The organism is Pseudomonas tructae, from assembly GCF_004214895.1.
Lineage (GTDB): Bacteria > Pseudomonadota > Gammaproteobacteria > Pseudomonadales > Pseudomonadaceae > Aquipseudomonas > Aquipseudomonas tructae.
The window spans coordinates 4,591,734-4,608,550 of record NZ_CP035952.1; the positions used below are offsets into that span (position 1 = coordinate 4,591,734).

At 62.0% G+C, this 16,817-nt stretch carries 14 protein-coding genes and 1 pseudogene; 6 read left to right on the top strand and 9 right to left on the bottom strand.

The features are described 5' to 3' along the window. Positions 1 to 93 precede the first annotated feature (93 nt). The gene (locus EXN22_RS21040; protein ID WP_130265875.1) at positions 94 to 588 is read left to right on the top strand and encodes a SprT family zinc-dependent metalloprotease; all 495 of its coding nucleotides are present in this window, start codon (positions 94 to 96) and stop codon (positions 586 to 588) included. A gap of 100 nt (positions 589 to 688) precedes the next feature. Here the strand turns inward: EXN22_RS21040 and EXN22_RS21045 are convergent, their stop codons facing one another. The 4 genes from EXN22_RS21045 to EXN22_RS21060 form a co-directional block, all read right to left on the bottom strand. Next, positions 689 to 2,011 (bottom strand): dicarboxylate/amino acid:cation symporter, encoded by a 1,323-nt coding sequence (locus tag EXN22_RS21045; protein ID WP_130265876.1) that lies wholly within the window; start codon positions 2,009 to 2,011, stop codon positions 689 to 691. A gap of 271 nt (positions 2,012 to 2,282) precedes the next feature. Then, the gene (locus EXN22_RS21050) at positions 2,283 to 3,638 is read right to left on the bottom strand and encodes an ATP-binding protein (RefSeq protein WP_130265877.1); all 1,356 of its coding nucleotides are present in this window, start codon (positions 3,636 to 3,638) and stop codon (positions 2,283 to 2,285) included. Then, entirely contained in the window at positions 3,635 to 4,312 is a 678-nt protein-coding gene (locus tag EXN22_RS21055) for a response regulator (protein WP_130265878.1), read from the bottom strand. The genes EXN22_RS21050 and EXN22_RS21055 overlap by 4 nt, the downstream gene beginning before the upstream one ends. Positions 4,313 to 4,431: 119 nt before the next feature. After that, positions 4,432 to 5,034 carry an outer membrane protein gene (locus EXN22_RS21060; RefSeq protein WP_130265879.1) on the bottom strand — a complete coding sequence of 201 codons (603 nt, stop codon included), beginning with the start codon at positions 5,032 to 5,034 and terminating at the stop codon, positions 4,432 to 4,434. Positions 5,035 to 5,307: 273 nt separating this feature from the next. On the opposite strand from EXN22_RS21060, the pseudogene EXN22_RS21065 reads away from it, so the two are divergent. After that, positions 5,308 to 5,510, top strand: a pseudogene (locus EXN22_RS21065) (dienelactone hydrolase family protein); the annotation flags it as partial. 172 nt (positions 5,511 to 5,682) lie between these two features. Here the strand turns inward: EXN22_RS21065 and EXN22_RS21070 are convergent. After that, complete coding sequence (locus EXN22_RS21070; protein ID WP_130265880.1) at positions 5,683 to 6,282, bottom strand: porin family protein; 600 nt, start codon at positions 6,280 to 6,282, stop codon at positions 5,683 to 5,685. Between the two features lie 193 nt (positions 6,283 to 6,475). Here EXN22_RS21070 and EXN22_RS21075 point away from each other — a divergent pair, with 193 nt between their 5' ends. After that, positions 6,476 to 7,177, top strand: a complete 702-nt coding sequence (locus tag EXN22_RS21075) for a 4'-phosphopantetheinyl transferase family protein (RefSeq protein ID WP_130265881.1) — start codon at positions 6,476 to 6,478, stop codon at positions 7,175 to 7,177. A 3-nt stretch (positions 7,178 to 7,180) separates the two neighbouring features. On the opposite strand, the gene fhuF is transcribed toward EXN22_RS21075, so the two are convergent. Genes fhuF through EXN22_RS21090 form a run of 3 tightly spaced genes read right to left on the bottom strand, consistent with a single transcriptional unit; the run spans position 7,181 to position 10,052 of the window. Beyond that, positions 7,181 to 7,726 carry a siderophore-iron reductase FhuF gene (fhuF, locus tag EXN22_RS21080; protein WP_130265882.1) on the bottom strand — a complete coding sequence of 182 codons (546 nt, stop codon included), beginning with the start codon at positions 7,724 to 7,726 and terminating at the stop codon, positions 7,181 to 7,183. Then, entirely contained in the window at positions 7,723 to 9,339 is a 1,617-nt protein-coding gene (locus EXN22_RS21085) for an ATP-binding protein (protein ID WP_130265883.1), read from the bottom strand. The genes fhuF and EXN22_RS21085 overlap by 4 nt, the downstream gene beginning before the upstream one ends. Then, positions 9,336 to 10,052, bottom strand: a complete 717-nt coding sequence (locus EXN22_RS21090) for a response regulator transcription factor (RefSeq protein ID WP_130265884.1) — start codon at positions 10,050 to 10,052, stop codon at positions 9,336 to 9,338. Before EXN22_RS21090 ends, EXN22_RS21085 begins: the two co-directional genes overlap by 4 nt. Positions 10,053 to 10,816: 764 nt before the next feature. Here EXN22_RS21090 and EXN22_RS21095 point away from each other — a divergent pair. Together EXN22_RS21095 and EXN22_RS21100 are read left to right on the top strand one after the other, a co-directional pair. Further along, on the top strand, positions 10,817 to 13,699 hold the full coding sequence (locus EXN22_RS21095; RefSeq protein ID WP_130265885.1) for a ribonucleoside-diphosphate reductase subunit alpha: 2,883 nt from the start codon (positions 10,817 to 10,819) through the stop codon (positions 13,697 to 13,699). 217 nt (positions 13,700 to 13,916) lie between these two features. Next, on the top strand, positions 13,917 to 15,164 hold the full coding sequence (locus EXN22_RS21100; RefSeq protein WP_130265886.1) for a ribonucleotide-diphosphate reductase subunit beta: 1,248 nt from the start codon (positions 13,917 to 13,919) through the stop codon (positions 15,162 to 15,164). 143 nt (positions 15,165 to 15,307) lie between these two features. Here the strand turns inward: EXN22_RS21100 and EXN22_RS21105 are convergent, their stop codons facing one another. Continuing rightward, complete coding sequence (locus EXN22_RS21105; protein ID WP_130265887.1) at positions 15,308 to 16,030, bottom strand: tellurite resistance TerB family protein; 723 nt, start codon at positions 16,028 to 16,030, stop codon at positions 15,308 to 15,310. 163 nt (positions 16,031 to 16,193) lie between these two features. Here EXN22_RS21105 and EXN22_RS21110 point away from each other — a divergent pair, with 163 nt between their 5' ends. After that, the gene (locus EXN22_RS21110; RefSeq protein ID WP_130265888.1) at positions 16,194 to 16,775 is read left to right on the top strand and encodes a DcrB/PsbP domain-containing protein; all 582 of its coding nucleotides are present in this window, start codon (positions 16,194 to 16,196) and stop codon (positions 16,773 to 16,775) included. Positions 16,776 to 16,817 lie beyond the last annotated feature (42 nt).

Sequence of the window (16,817 nt, forward strand, 5' to 3'; positions counted from 1 at the left end):
CGCCGCAAGGCGGCCTGATGCTGTGCGCTGACAGGTGGCTCGGCAGCCGCGCCGCGCTTGCGGCATAATTGTCGACCAGGAGTGTTCCCCGATATGCCCGAACTGCTCAAATCCCGCGTCGAAACCTGTTACCAGCAAGCCGAAAGCTTTTTCAAACGCCCCTTCCCGCGCCCTGAAGTCAGCTTCAAGCTGCGCGGACAGAAGGCCGGCGTTGCACACCTGCATGAGAACCTGCTGCGCTTCAACCTGCAGCTGTACCGCGAAAACAGCGAAGACTTCCTCAAGCAGACCGTGCCCCACGAGGTGGCCCACCTGGTTGCCCATCAGCTGTTCGGCGAGCGCATCCAGCCCCATGGCGAGGAATGGCAGCTGATCATGCGCGGGGTCTATGAACTGCCGCCGCACCGCTGCCACAACTACGCGGTCAAGCGCCGCACGGTAACCCGCTATATCTACCGCTGCCCCTGCGCCGGCAGCGACTTCCCGTTCTCGGCCCAACGCCACAGCCTGGTGCGCCAGGGGCGGCGCTACCTGTGCCGGCGGTGTCGCAATACCCTGGTGTATAGCGGCGAGACCCGGGTGGAATAAAAGCATCGCGGACCTGCAGGAGCGGGCTTGCCCCGCGATGAGACCTGCGCAGACACAAAAAAGCCCATCCGAAGATGGGCTTTTTACATTACCGAATGCCTTAGCGCGCCGGACCTTCAGCCACGCCCAGATCATCCATCGGACGGGTGTCGACCAGTGGCGAACCACCGGAAGCCAGTTCGGAATGCAGCTTGTCTTCGTCCAGCTCCTTGACCCACTTGGCCACGACCACGGTGGCTACGGCATTGCCGATCAGGTTGGTCAGGGCACGGGCTTCGGACATGAAGCGGTCAATACCGAGGATCAGCGCAAGGCCGGCAACCGGCAGGTGGCCAACAGCCGACAGGGTCGCGGCGAGGACGATGAAACCACTGCCGGTAACGCCTGCAGCCCCCTTGGACGCCACCAGCAGTACCAGCAGCAGGGTGATCTGGTGGGTGATGTCCATGGTGGTGTCGGTCGCCTGGGCGATGAACACAGCGGCCATGGTCAGGTAGATCGAGGTACCGTCGAGGTTGAACGAGTAGCCGGTCGGGATCACCAGGCCTACCACGGATTTTTTCGCCCCCAGACGCTCCATCTTGGTCAGCATGCGTGGCAGTGCCGACTCCGAGGAGGAAGTACCCAGCACGATCATCAGTTCTTCACGGATATAGCGGATCAGCTTGAGGACGCTGAAACCGTGGGCGCGGGCGATACCGCCAAGTACCACCAGGATGAACAGCACGCAGGTAACGTAGAAGCAGATCATCAACTGGCCCAACTGCACCAGCGAGCCGACGCCGTACTGGCCGATGGTGAAGGCCATGGCACCGAAGGCACCGACCGGCGCCAGCTTCATGATCATGTTGATGATGTTGAACATGACATGGGCGAAGCGGTCGATCAGGTCCAGCAGCGGCTTGCCGTAGGCACCCAGGCGATGCAGGGCGAAGCCGAAGATCACCGAGAACATCAGCACTTGCAGGATGTCGCCGTTGGCAAAGGCACCGACTACGGTGTTAGGGATGATGTTGAGCAGGAAGCCGACGGTGGTCTGCTGCGCGCCGGCGGCAGCATAGGCGGCCACGCTGCTGGCGTTCAGGGTGCTGACATCGATGTGCATGCCGGCGCCAGGTTTGACCACGTTGACCACGACCAGGCCGATGATCAGGGCGATAGTCGAGACGATTTCAAAGTAGAGCAGCGCGTAGCCACCGGTCTTGCCGACCGATTTCATATTCTGCATGCCAGCGATGCCGCTGACCACGGTGCAGAAGATGATCGGAGCGATGACCATCTTGATCAGTTTGACGAACCCGTCACCCAGTGGCTTCAAGGCCACGCCGGTTTCAGGGTAGTAATGGCCCAGCAGGATACCGATGGTAATCGCTACTAACACCTGGATATACAGCGATTTGTACAGTGGCTGACGCGTCGTCATGGCTAATTCCTCAAGGGTACCGGCTCATCCTTCCCAGGATGCGCAGTACCTAAAGCGCGAACCCTCCTGCACTGGAGGGATTTGTTGTGTCGAGCTGCCTGGCAGAACTCTGCTGAGTCCATAGCAAGGCCGATGCCAAAATGCGCTTTTAAGGTGCAAGCCCCGGCTTTACGGGGCTGCGCCGCACAACGAGGTTGCAGGCTGAGGGGACGAGGTTGGCGGATTTCCGCACGCCCCGGAAAAGAATCCGACAATGATGGCGGTAATCCGCCTAGGTATTTCGCTCCACCTCGAAGCGAATGCGAAAGGCCGCGCCGCCCAATGGCGAATCGTCCAGGGTCAGGCTGGCGTCATAGCTTTCGATGATGTCCTTGACCACCGCAAGACCAATGCCCTGCCCCGGGTTTTGCCGGTCCAGACGCTCGCCGCGCTGGAGGATGCGCTCCCGCTGGTCGGGCGGCACGCCAGGGCCGTCGTCCTCGATACTCAGCACCACCTGGGTTTCACTGGCTTGCAAGCTGACACGTACCTGGCTCAGGCACAGGCGATAAGCGTTTTCCAGCAAGTTGCCGAGCAACTCGAGCAAGGCACCCTGCTCCATCGGCACCAGCGCCTGCTCCGGTACATCCACGCTGATGTGCACATGCTTGTCGCGATAGACCTTGGCCAGGGTGCTGCACAAGCTGTCGAGCAATGGCCGCAACTGCACCTGGTGGCGTACCAGCCCGCTCTTGCGCAGGCTGGCGCGCTGCAGCTGGTAGTCGATCTGCTGGCTCATGCGCTCGATCTGGCTTTGCAACACTCGCGCCTGCTCACGGTCTTCGCGGCGCTGAGCCATGCTTTCACTGACGCCCTGGAGCACGGTCAACGGGGTTTTGAGACTATGGGCCAGGTCACCCAGGGAGTCACGGTAGCGCCGGCGCTGCTCACGCTCGCTGCGTAGCAGGCGGTTGAGCGAGTCAGTCAGGCGCAGCAGTTCACGCGGGTGTTCGCCGCTCAGGCCCTCGCGGGCGCCGGACTCGACATCGTCCAGCTCGCGGCTCATTTGCCGCAGCGAACGCAGGCCCCAGGTCAAACCGGCCCAGAGCAGCACCAGCAGCGCCAGCAACGCCGCGCCAAAACCCAGGTAGAGTTTTTCACGCAGGCCATCGAGGGTGTGCTGGTACTCACGCAGCGGCTGCAGAGCGACGATACTGAAGGCTGCGCTCTTGCCGCCGAGCAGCTTGACCTCGACGTCGTAAACGAAGAACTCCTCACCATCATCCTGGCGAATGCGCGCGAACTCGTTGCCGCGTCCGTCATAGCGCGGGGTGTAGTTGATGTTCTCGTCTGCCGTGGCCCGTGAGCGCCACACCAGGTTGCCCTGGCGGTCGTAGATGTAGCCGAGCAGACGGCTGTCGGGCAGGTTGAATTTCTCGTCGGGCAACAGCACCGGCATCTGCAGGTTGCCGTCCTCGATGCGCGCGGCGGAAATCAGCGTGGTGATATCCGAAGCCAGGCGCTGTTCGATCGACTCCTGCAAGGCCAGGCTGAAGGCTTTTTGCAAGGCAGGCAGCAAACCGAGCATGAACAGCAGCGCCAGCACGGCAGCCGCCAGCATCAAGCGCAGGCGTAACGAACGAATCATCGGCAACGCTCGGTAAACAGGTAACCCAGACCACGCACGGTATCGATCGGTTTGAAACCGTTGTTGCCCTCAAGCTTGCGCCGCAGGCGACCGACCAGCACCTCGATGACATTCGGATCGCGCTCGTCATCGTCCGGGTACAGTTGTTCCATCAGCCGGTCCTTGGCCACCACCTGCTGATGATGACGCATCAGGTACTCGAGAATGCGGTACTCATACGCCGTAAGCGCCACCGGCTGCTCGTCGAGGCTGGCCTGCTTGCGATTGAGGTCGAGCACCAGGGGACCTGCGGCGATGGTCGACTGGGTAAAGCCGCTGGAGCGTCGTAGCAAGGCGTTGAGGCGGGCTTCGAGTTCCTCGAACTGGAAGGGTTTGACCACATAATCGTCAGCGCCTGCGGCCAGGCCTTCGACCTTGTCCTGCCAGTTGCCACGGGCGGTCAGGATCAGGATCGGGAAGCTCTTGCCCTGACCGCGCAACTGGCGGATCAGGTCCAGCCCGCTCATGCCCGGCAAGCCCAGGTCGATCACTGCAAGGTCATGGTTGAACTGCTCAGCCTGGTACAGGGCCTCCTCGGCATCCGCCACCGCTTCGACCACATGCCCGCTCTCCGTCAAGCGGCTGAACAAGTGATGACGCAAGAGTGCCTCATCCTCGACCACCAGCAGTTTCATACGCTCCTCCAGACCCGCACTGGCCCTCATTGGATTGGCCAGTCAATGTTGTCGACCGATTGAGAATAACAGCGAACCGGTCGTGCGCATGCAGACCGGTTCGGACATCGCCAGGCGGCTTAGAATGCGTAGTTGGCCGACAGGTAAGTCTGGGCGCTGCTGTTCAGGCGCAGGCTGCCGACTTTCGGGCCATCATGCTCGGACAACTCTGTGCTGGCGTTGCTGCGCAGGTAACGGTAGCCCAGTTCCACCGAGGCATTGTCGCTGACTTGTTGCAGCACGCCGGCCTGCAGGCCGATGGCGTAGCCGGTGTCGGTGTCGCGGCTGTAGCCGGAGGACTCCATGCTCATCTTGGTCAGGCCGGCGCTGGCGCCACCGAACAGCTTGGTGGTGCTGCCCATCGGATAGAACATATCGTAGCTGCCCAGCAGGTTTTCCTGACGCACTTTCAGGCCGCTGTGGTCGTTGGAGACGTTGTCGTAGGTAAGGTAGTAGCGGCCCTGGTCGTTCATCTGGCCGACTCGGATGCCGTAGGTGCTGTCCTTGCGGATGATGCCATCGGTGTTCAGGTGGTCGGTGTTGCTGCTGAGCATGCCGGACTTTTTAATCTTGTCGCTGGTCTGGCCATACGTGACACCGGCAAACGTGGTGTCAGCGGCCTGAGCTGCGGCGCTGGCGCCAAGAAAAGCAACGGTGAGCAGCAGAGTGTTGAGCTTTTTCATGGTGTGGTACTCCAGGTGATGCACTGTGTTGGTGTGGAAGCTAGAGTACGCACGCCGTCCTGAACCGCTGCTGAACCCTTCCTGAACCTCGGCTGAACAGTTGCACCGAATGCCAATCTGCTCGCACACAGGGGTGCCGACCATGCATTGTCTGCCGCTCTGGCCCTGATCGGCGCCGCCAACCTGACCCAGGCTGCGGTGCAAACCCGTGCCCCCCCCTACCAGGATGCCGATGGCAAGCGCCCGGGATCTGGCAGAGCAGGTAGAAAACTCAAGGAGGAAATGGACAAGGCCGAGGCGACTTATGAGTTCGTCAGCATTGCGGGAGCCAAGCATGGCTTTACCAACCCGGATGCCGACCGGCTGAGCCATGGCGAGCATGGTGGGCCGGATAGTGGCTACAACAAGTCGGCCGATAAGGGCTCGTGGCAGACCTGCAAGCGTTCTTCACGAGGATTTTCAAGCCGCAACGTTGAGATCTGTTTCAGCGGTGCCGACGACGGACGGCGCAGCGGCCCCACGGCACTATGGCGACAATGAATCGACTGCCCACCTGCTTTGACGCTATTGCGTACAAATGCCCTTGAGCAGTCATGTCGCGCCGAACCTCAAGCTCATGGCCGGCAAATTCGACGCGCGTTGACCCGCTTAAAATGCGTAGTTGACCGCCAGATAGCCCTGGGCACTGCCGTTGAGCTGAATCGACCCCAATTTCGTGCCATATTCAACCACTTCCGGGCTGGCATTGCTGCGCAAGTAACGATACCCCAGCTCCATTGACATGTTTGTCGACACGTGCTGCAGCACACCTACCTGAGCACCGATGGCATAGCCAGTGTCGGAGTCGCGACTGTAACCGGGAGAGCGTTGAGTAAACTTCGTCACGCCCATGGTGACACCGCCGAACAACTGCGTGCTGGGGGTGACCGGCAGAAACGCATCGTAGCTGCCGAGTAAATTTTGCTGGCTCAGTTTAAGGCCATCGCGCCTGCCAGAAGTCTGCTCGTAGGTGGCGTAGTAGCGCGCCACCTCATTCTGCTGGCCAATACGCAGCCCCCAGGTACCTCCCCCATCGTTGACACTGCTGGCTTGAGCATTGTGCAAATTTGATTTGAGCTGACTGGATTTCTCGATGTTAATGCCGGTCTTGCCGTAAGCAAGGCCAACGAAGGTGCTATCGGAGGCCTGTGCAAGGCTACTGACACCGCATACAGACATTGCAATGAGCAGCTTATTGAATCCATTCATGATGTTATCTCCGCGCCTGGCGCTGTGGTTGGGTGCGGAGTCAAGGTTATGCAGGGAGCCCTGAACCAGAACTGAACCGCTGCTTAACCCAGGCTGAACAAAACGATTTCGTGAAAGGTCGCCCCTCATCTACAACGCCGTCTCCGGTTATCTTCACTGGCAAGCCCACAACACCCACGGCACAATAGCGGCCATGAATCGACTGCCCACCTGCTGCGCCCCGCTGCTGCACGATTGGCCCCTGCCCCGCCCGGTCCCCGGTGCGGTACTGGTCAGTTGCCCGTTCGACCCCGCCCTGCTGGCCAGCGATGACTTTGCCCGCGCCGGTATCGAGCAGACCACCAGCCTGCAACGCTCGGTGGCGAAGCGTCAGGCCGAATACCTGGCCGGCCGGGTGTGCGCTCGTGCGGCCTTGATGCGCCTCGATGGCCGCGACTATGTCCCGGGTACCGATGAAGACCGCGCGCCCATCTGGCCGGCCGGTATCTGTGGCTCGATCACCCATGGCAAAGGCTGGGCCGCTGCGGTGGTGGCGCGCAGCAGCGATTGCCTGGGCCTGGGCCTGGATCAGGAAAGCCTGCTCAGCGACGAGCGCGCCGAGCGCCTGACCCGGGAGATTCTCACCGAAGCCGAAATCCAGCGCATGGACCCCAGCCAACTGGGCCTGACCGTGACCCTGACCTTCTCGCTCAAGGAAAGCCTGTTCAAGGCCCTCTACCCCATCGTTAAGCAGCGCTTTTATTTCGAGCACGCCGAAGTACTGGAGTGGTCTGCCGAGGGTCATGCACGCTTGCGCCTGCTGACCGATCTGTCAGCGCAGTGGCACCACGGTCGCGAACTTGAGGGGCAGTTCTGCCTGCAGGATGATCAACTGTTGAGCCTGGTCAGCGTCTGAGCATCAAGGTAGTAGCGGGCAATGCTCGCAATGCCCGACCCAGTCGACCTTGTAGCTCAAGCAGCAGGTACGGCGCCGGCGCCGGCCTGCAGCATCCTGGCTGACGGCGGCATATAGAGGGCTGCCTGGCGTTTCCAAAAGTGCCTGGAACCCTACATGGCCCGCACCGCCGTGCAGGGCCTGATCCAGGCAATCGCCGGCATTGCCCCACAGCACCGCCTCTGGCACCGGCCCCAACTGCGCCAGGCGCGCAACCATGGGCTGCAGGTGTTCCGCCAGCTGCGCCTGCAGGCCCTGGCACGGCGCCCCCTCAGCATCCAGCGCAAGCGGCAAGCCGCGCCCATCCAGCCTCACCGTGGTATGGCTGAACGCCGACAAGGGTGCACCGCCAGCCAACATCCGCCACACCAACGCGAAGTAGTATTTGGACCACTGCGAGACCAGCACCGGCCGCTGCGCCGGCATCAATACCGGGCCATACAGTGCCAGCAGCAGTGCATCAAAGCGGGCTTCATCGAGCAACGCCGGCAGGGCAATCGGTGTGGTCATGGGCCGTCCTGGTTGCGCGGCCAGTTCAGGCTGAAACAGGCGCCGCCCAGGCGCTCACTGTGCCCCACCGAGGCCCGGCCACCATGCCAATAGATGATCCGCCGCACGATCGACAAACCCAGGCCGTGTCCGCCCGACGCGCGAGCGCGGCTGTCATCGAGCCGGGTAAAGGGGGTGAAAATACGCTCCCAGACGCTTTCCGGCACACCCGGACCATCGTCCTCGACATCGATCCGGCAACGCTGCACGCCCAACTGATAGCTGAGGCTGACCTGTGACTCGGCGTGGCGCATGGCGTTGCTGACCAGGTTCTGCAGCGCCCGATGCAGGTAGCGCGGCTCGGCCTCGACCCACGGCCCCTGCCCGTCCGGTCCTTTTTCGCCACCCTGGCAGGGGCCGCGCAGCACCTGCACCTCACGCCGCAACGGTGCCAGCTCGGCGATCACCTGGTCGAGCAGGGCATCCAGGTCGACCCGCTGGAAATGCAAGGCCGGTGCGCCTTGTTCGAGGCGGGCGTAGGTCAGCATTTCATCGACCAGCTTGTCCAGGTCCTGGATATCGCCGTCCATGCCGGTCAGGTACTTGTCCCGGGCCTGATCGGTACTGGCACTGGCGATCATCTCCAGACCAAAGCGCAGGCGCGCCACTGGCGTGCGCAACTCATGGGACACCGCCCGCACCAGTTCGCGCTGGATGGTCAGTGAACGCTGCAGGTGCTCGGCCATGCCGTTGAACGCCGCCGCCAGACGCCCGACCGAATCGGCGTCATCGGCGGCGACGCGGGTGTCCAGGCTGCCCTGGGCAATCAGGGTCGCGGCGGCTTCAAGCCCAGACAGACGCCGCTCCAACTGGCGCACCAGCAGGTAGACGATCAGGCCGATCAGGCACAGACCCAACGCGGCAATCAATACCAGCAGGTGCGGCGGATAAGGGTTCATCTGGTACAGCGGGCCGATTTCCAGCACCCAGGGTGTACCCACCAGGCCGGCAAACACGCGGATCGAATCGCCGTCCTTGCCCAGCGCCATCACGGTGTCGCCTTCATCGATGCGCCGGCGCTGGTCCTCATCCATGTCGGTCTGGTTGACCCGCTGCAAGCGCAGGTCGAAGCCAAAGCCTTTGCTTTGCTTGAGTGCAGCCAGGCGCTGGGGCTGCTCGGCGACCGGGTAGCGCACCAGCTCATCGGCCAGCAGGTAAATGGTGGCGCGGGCCAGTTGCTCACTGATCTGCTGCACCTCGCCAACCAGCAGCAGATCCTGGTCAGCCACCTGGCGCAGCACTCTGGCGGCGTGCGGGCCGGTCTTTTCCACCAGCACCTGGCCGCGTTGCAACTGGCTGCGCTGGCCGCCGTCGAGGGCGGTGCTGCTCAGCGCCTGCAACTCCAGTGGAATGCCGAGCAGGCGCTCCCAGATCAACAGGGTGCGCTGGCGTTCGACGCCGTCAAGCGTCGCCAGGTTGTCGGCCATCAGGGTAAAGGTGCCATGGGCCAAGCGCTCGCGGTACTGGCCGGCGCGCACCTCGTTGAGCAGGTGCAGGCTGAGCACGCCAAGCACCGCCACCAGCACCAGGGCGGCGAGCATACCGCCATAGATGCGCAGGAAGATCGAGTTCATTGCGCCTGGCCCATGGCTTCGGCCGCTTCACGGACGAACAGGTAGCCCTTGCTGCGGATAGTCTTGATCATCCGCGGGTGCTCGGGGTCGTCACCGATTTTCGGGCGGATACGCGAAATGCGCACATCAATGGAGCGATCCTGGCCGTCATAGCCGACACCGCGCAGGGAGGTGAAGATCTCCTCGCGCGACAACGTGCGCCCGGCATTGCTCACCAGCAGCCATAAAAGGTCGAACTCGGCGCTGGTCAGTTCGATGCCGCTGTCGTACAGCCAGGCCTCGCGCAGGCTGTTGTCGACCCGCAGCGGACCGAACTGCAGCGCTTGCGGCGCCTGGGCAACAGCCTCGCTGCGACGCAACAGGGCGTTGATGCGGGCCAGCAGCAAGCGCGGGCGCACCGGCTTGCAGACATAGTCGTCGGCGCCCAGGTCCAGGCCCTGGACCTGATCAAGGTCGTCGCTGCGCGCGGTCAGCATCAGGATCGGCCCGGGGTATTGTTGGCGCACCTTGCGGCAAATACTCAGGCCGTCCTCGCCAGGCAGCATCAGGTCAAGGATCACCAGGTCCGGCTGCTCGGCAATGATCCGCGCCGCCGCCAGGGCACCATTGCCCTCCACATCCACGGCAAAACCATTGGCCTGCAGGTATTCACGGGTGAGGTCGGCCAGACGCTGGTCATCCTCGACAATCAATACCCGACTGCTCTGCTCCACGGCTCACCTCAACAGCGTGTTGTTATAAAGAGTGCCCACTTCACCGAAAGGCAACATTGGCTCCGGATACTACGTCGGGCACCGACGCCTGCCAACCGCCGTTACCAGCAGTAAAAAACCCGCAGAAAACCCGCTCGGACAAGCCGATTTTTTGTGGTAGGGTTCGCGCCCGCAAAATCTGCCTCAGGCCCTGCAACCTGCGAAAAAATCGGTGACGGGCGGTCATTCCGCGCTAAGACGCGGCCTACAAGGGGTTGAGTGAAATCACTCACAAAATACGCACAAGTTATCCACAGAGCCCGACCTTGCATTAGCCCCAAGACCGCATTATCTTGTATCCCAAGAGAAACAAAACACTATATCTTGGGGTTTCCTGAAAATCCCAAGCACAAGTGAAGCAAAGAACTCAAGCCCTCAACGGGTAGTTTTTTGCCGGAACTTTAGAAGAGATCAGCAGCCAAACCGCTCCAGCGCAGGCGTCCGCTGCAAGCCCCGTGAGGGTGTTGTTTCGGGTACGGGTGAAGCCATCGGCGCACTCGACAGCAACAGTCTTGAGCCGTGGACTCAAGACCTTTGACTTCGGCCAGGGAGCGGCAAGCATTTGCCCTAATTCCTGAACTGTCCCGAAGTGAGTATTCCCGCCCCGCGCGGCATGCCCGAACCTCTGGTTCGTGCGCGCCCTCGGGGTCGGTAGTTGAGCTTTCGGATGGAACGGTTGGCGCTCACAAAGCGCCTACACAAACTTAGAGAACGTGGAGACACCCATGCAAACCGACACAACTCGCGAGAACCCGCAGGCCGCGGCGCCGCAGGCCGCCGATTCGAACCAGGATCTGGCAGCCACCGCACCCGGCCAACTGCGCGTGATCAAGCGTAACGGCACTGTTGTCGCCTACACCGACGACAAGATCACCGTGGCCATCACCAAGGCGTTCCTCGCAGTTGAAGGCGGCACCGCTGCCGCCTCGTCGCGCATCCACGACACCGTTGCCCGCCTGACCGAACAGGTCACCGCGACCTTCAAGCGTCGCATGCCTTCGGGCGGCACCATCCACATCGAAGAAATCCAGGACCAGGTCGAACTGGCCCTGATGCGTGCCGGCGAGCAGAAAGTCGCCCGCGACTACGTGATCTACCGCGACCAGCGTGCCAAGGAGCGTGCCACCCGGGGCCACGCCGAAGACGCCAGCGTGCAGCCGCACCCAAGCATCCGCATCACCCTGGCCGACGGCAGCCTGGCGCCGCTGGACATGAACCGCCTGAACACCATCATCAGCGAAGCCTGCGAAGGCCTGGCCGAAGTCGATGGCGACCTGATCCAGCGCGAAACCCTGAAGAACCTCTACGACGGCGTGGCCATCAAGGACGTCAACACCGCCCTGGTGATGACCGCCCGCACCCTGGTCGAGCGTGAGCCGAACTACTCGTTCGTTACCGCCCGCCTGCTGATGGATACCCTGCGTGCCGAAGGCCTGGGCTTCCTCGAAGTCGCCGACAGCGCCACCCACCACGAAATGGCCGACCTGTACGCCAAGGCCCTGCCTGCCTACATCGCCAAGGGTGTCGAGTTCGAACTGCTCAACCCTGCCCTGGCCGACTTCGACCTGGACAAACTGGGCAAGGCGATCAATCACGAGCGCGACCAGCAATTCACCTACCTGGGCCTGCAGACCCTGTACGACCGTTACTTCATCCACAAGGATGGCGTGCGCTTCGAACTGCCTCAGGTGTTCTTCATGCGCGTGGCCATGGGCCTGGCGCTGGAAGAGAAAGACAAAGAAGCCCGTGCCATCGAGTTCTACAACCTGTTGTCGTCCTTCGACTACATGGCTTCGACCCCGACCCTGTTCAACGCCGGTACCCTGCGTCCACAGCTGTCGAGCTGCTACCTGACCACCGTGCCAGACGACCTGTCGGGCATCTACCACGCGATCCACGACAACGCCATGCTGTCGAAATTCGCCGGTGGCCTGGGCAACGACTGGACCCCTGTGCGTGCACTGGGCTCCTACATCAAGGGTACCAACGGCAAATCCCAGGGCGTCGTACCGTTCCTCAAAGTGGTCAACGACACCGCCGTCGCCGTTAACCAGGGTGGCAAGCGCAAGGGCGCTGTCTGTGCCTACCTGGAAACCTGGCACCTGGACATCGAAGAATTCATCGAACTGCGCAAGAACACCGGTGATGACCGTCGTCGTACCCACGACATGAACACCGCCAACTGGATCCCTGACCTGTTCATGAAGCGCGTCTTCGATGACGGCAAGTGGACCCTGTTCTCGCCGAACGAAGTACCTGATCTGCACGACCTGACCGGCAAGGCCTTCGAAGAGCGCTACGAGTACTACGAAGCCCTGACCGAGTACAACAAGATCAAGGTGTTCAAGACCATCCAGGCCAAAGACCTGTGGCGCAAGATGCTCTCGATGCTGTTCGAGACCGGCCACCCATGGCTGACCTTCAAGGATCCGTGCAACCTGCGCTCGCCGCAGCAGCACGTGGGTGTGGTCCACAGCTCGAACCTGTGCACCGAGATCACCCTGAACACCAACAAGGACGAGATCGCGGTCTGCAACCTGGGCTCGATCAACCTGCCGAACCACATTGTCGATGGCAAGCTGGATACCACCAAGCTGCAACGCACCGTCAACACCGCCGTGCGCATGCTCGACAACGTGATCGACATCAACTACTACTCGGTGCCGCAAGCGCGTAACTCGAACATCAAGCACCGTCCGGTCGGCCTGGGCATCATGGGCTTCCAGGATGCGCTGTACCTGCAGCACATCGCTTACGGTTCCGACGCTGCCGTCGAGTTCGCCGACAAGTCGATGGAAGCGGTCAGCTACTTCGCCATCCAGGCCTCCTGTGACCTGGCCGACGAGCGTGGCGCCTACGAGACCTTCCAGGGCTCGCTGTGGTCCAAAGGCATCCTGCCGCTGGATTCGCAACAGATCCTGATCGAGGCCCGTGGCCAGAAGTACATCGACGTCGACCTCAACGAGACCCTGGACTGGGCCCCGGTGCGCGCCCGCGTACAAAAAGGTATTCGTAACTCGAACATCATGGCCATCGCGCCAACCGCGACCATCGCCAACATCACCGGCGTGTCGCAGTCCATCGAGCCGACCTACCAGAACCTGTACGTGAAATCGAACCTCTCGGGCGAGTTCACCGTGATCAACCCGTACCTGGTTCACGACCTCAAGGCCCGTGGCCTGTGGGACTCGGTCATGATCAACGACCTGAAGTACTACGACGGTTCGGTGCAGCAGATCGAGCGCATCCCGCAAGAGCTCAAAGACCTCTACGCGACTGCCTTCGAAGTGGAAACCAAGTGGATCGTCGACGCCGCCAGCCGCCGTCAGAAGTGGATCGACCAGGCCCAGTCGCTGAACCTGTACATCGCCGGCGCTTCGGGCAAGAAACTCGACGTCACCTACCGCATGGCCTGGTACCGTGGTCTGAAAACCACCTACTACCTCCGTGCCCTGGCCGCGACCAGCACCGAGAAGTCGACCATCAACACCGGCAAGCTCAATGCCGTGTCCAGCGGTGGCGACAGCGCGCCCATCCAGGCAGCCGGCCCTGCGCCAGTGCCGAAGGCTTGCGCGATCGACGAGCCGGATTGCGAAGCCTGCCAATAAGTACGCCAGGTGGGAGCGGGCTTGCCCCGCGATGGGGCCGACAACGTCGCCCCTCCCACAATGCTGAACAATAAGGTCGGGGCCACCCCGACCTCTCCCAAGGGCTCACCCCTGGGAAGCATTCCAAGTTTTTGCGTGCACAGCAGTACCCAACCGCAAGCACCGCAACCAAGATCCACCGGCCATACTGATATGGCCCTCAAGCAGGAGACCCACCATGCTGAGCTGGGACGAATTCGATAAAGACGAAGGCGAAGAAGCCGCCAAAGGCACCACCGCCACGCAAGCCGCTGCCGCAGGTATCGACAAACTCGACAGCGCCGGCGGTGTCGCCGCCCTGGAAGCCCGCGCCGTCACCGCTGACGACTCCGAAGCCGTCAAGCGCGCCAAGGCTGCCCTCGACAAGCTCGACATCGCCGAAGGCCTGGCTGAGCTGGAAGGTTCCGCTGCCCGTGTCGCGGTTGACGAAAAGCGCATGATCAACTGCCGCGCCGACCTCAACCAGCTGGTACCGTTCAAGTACGACTGGGCCTGGCAGAAGTACCTGGACGGTTGTGCCAACCACTGGATGCCGCAAGAGGTCAACATGACCGCGGACATCGCCCTGTGGAAAAACCCGGAAGGCCTGACCGACGACGAGCGTCGCATCGTCATGCGCAACCTGGGCTTCTTCTCCACCGCCGACTCCCTGGTTGCCAACAACCTGGCCCTGGCCGTGTACCGCCTGATCACCAACCCCGAGTGCCGCCAGTACATCCTGCGCCAGGCTTTCGAAGAGGCGATCCACACCCACGCCTACCAGTACTGCATCGAATCGCTGGGCATGGATGAAGGCGAGATCTTCAACATGTACCACGAGATCCCGTCGGTCGCGAAAAAAGCCGCCTGGGGCCTGAGCTACACCCGCGCGATCTCCGATCCGGAATTCAACACCGGTACCGTCGAGACCGACAAAGAACTGCTGCGCAACCTGATCGCCTACTACTGCGTTCTGGAAGGCATCTTCTTCTACTGCGGCTTCACCCAGATCCTGTCCATGGGTCGCCGCAACAAGATGACCGGCGTTGCCGAGCAGTTCCAGTACATCCTGCGTGACGAGTCCATGCACCTGAACTTCGGTATCGACGTGATCAACCAGATCAAGATCGAAAACCCGCACCTGTGGGATGCCGAAATGAAGGAAGAAGCCTCGCAGATGATCCTGCAGGGCACCCAGCTGGAAATCGAATACGCTCGCGACACCATGCCGCGCGGCGTACTGGGCATGAACGCGGCGATGATGGAGGACTACCTCAAGTTCATCGCCAACCGTCGCCTGTCGCAGATCGGCTTGAAGGAAGAGTACCCAGGTACCACCAACCCGTTCCCGTGGATGAGCGAGATCATGGACTTGAAGAAGGAGAAGAACTTCTTTGAGACTCGAGTGATTGAGTATCAGACGGGTGGGGCTTTGAGCTGGGATTGATTCTCCGCTCGAACGCTACAAGGAAGGCTGCCGCGAGGCGGCCTTTTTTGTGCGCAACAGATCTCGGCCGGTAGGAGCGGGCTTGCCCCGCGATGCAGATATACCAGCTACAGCGCATCGCGGGGCAAGCCCGCTCCTACATGCTAGGCGGTGCCCTTGGCCTGCTGTTCCAGGTGCACCTGCAAATCCGCATCGATTTGCAGTGCGCCGGCCAGTTCATCAAGGTAGGCCCGCTCTGCGTCTTGCTGGTCATCCACCAGCATTACGCTGGCCAGGTACATTTCCGCGGCCATGGCCGGGTCCCGGGCCGACTGGGCCACCTCGGCAGCATCCAGTGGCTTGCTGACTTCCGTGTCCAGCCATTGTTGCAGTTGCGGGTCGCTGGTTTGACGTTTGATTTCAGCGTAGATCAACTGTTCTTCCTGCTTGTCGATGCGTCCGTCAGCCTTGGCTGCCGCAATCAGCGCGCGCAAGATCGCGTGGCTATGGTCCTCGGCCTCGGGGCCGGACAATTGATCGACGGTACGCACCGGCTGTTGCGGGGCCGTCGCCTGGCTGCGCTGCCAGCTTTGGTAGGCCTGGAACGCCATCATGCCCAACGACGCCAGGGCGGCGTAGTTGGTGCCACCGCCGGAGCGCCCTTGGGAATAGCCGCCACCACTGCTGTTACCGCCCCCCAACAGGCCGCCCAGTAAACCACCGAGTCCGCCGCTGCCACCGCCTCCCCCGCTGCCGCCAAGCAGACCGCCCAGCAAGCCGCCCAGACCGCCCATGGGGTCTTGCGACGACATGCCGCCGCTCCCTTGTTGCGCTTGCGAGCCCTGCCCGGCCCGGAGTAATTGTTCGAGTAGATCACTGGTGTTCATGGCACCGCCCTCTGTTGGTAGTCGTTGCCCGGACAAGCAACGATAGCCCCCTCAAGGCAGCCCGTCATGACCGTCTGGCCGACGGGAAACCCGGGGCTTACCGAGTGAGTAGGTTTATGTGAGCATAGCCATCCTGCTACCCGCTGCACCCATGAGAGGCTGTATGTCGTTTTTCAACACAAGAACCCTGACGCTGACCCTGGCCGTGGTCGCCCTGCTGGGCCTGCCGAACCTGCACGCCGCCAGCAAAACCGCTGCCAAGCCGGCACCGGCAGTAAAGGTCGCGGTGCTCGGTGGCAAGTTCAGCTTCAGCCTGCCGGCAGGCTTTGACGCCAGCCCCCTGAGCGCCGATGAGCAAAACAGCGAAGGCGCTGGCGCCGTGGGCACCCTGTATGCCAATGCCAAGGAAAAGCGTGTGGTCATGGTGATCGAGAAACCGCTGCCCGAAGCCTCTCGCCCCGGCGACAACGACGATGCCTTCCTCGACGGCGCCGTCACCGGTTTCGTCGACCGCCAGAGCGCCGCGCTGCCGGACTTTCGACAAACCGGCGAAGCGCGCCTGAACCGCAACGGCCTGGGGGTGCGCCGGGTCGACAGTACGGCGACCCTGGGCGGCGGCAAAACCCTGAACAGCACCTTTATCGCAGGTTCCGGCGATCGCATGGCCGTCATCCAGGTGATATCCCGCAGTGACGATGCCAGCGGTCATGCTGCACTGGCCAAGCGAATCGCGGGTGAACCCTAGGCACCGACATCGGACTTTTCCCAGTCCAGGCAATTGCTCCCA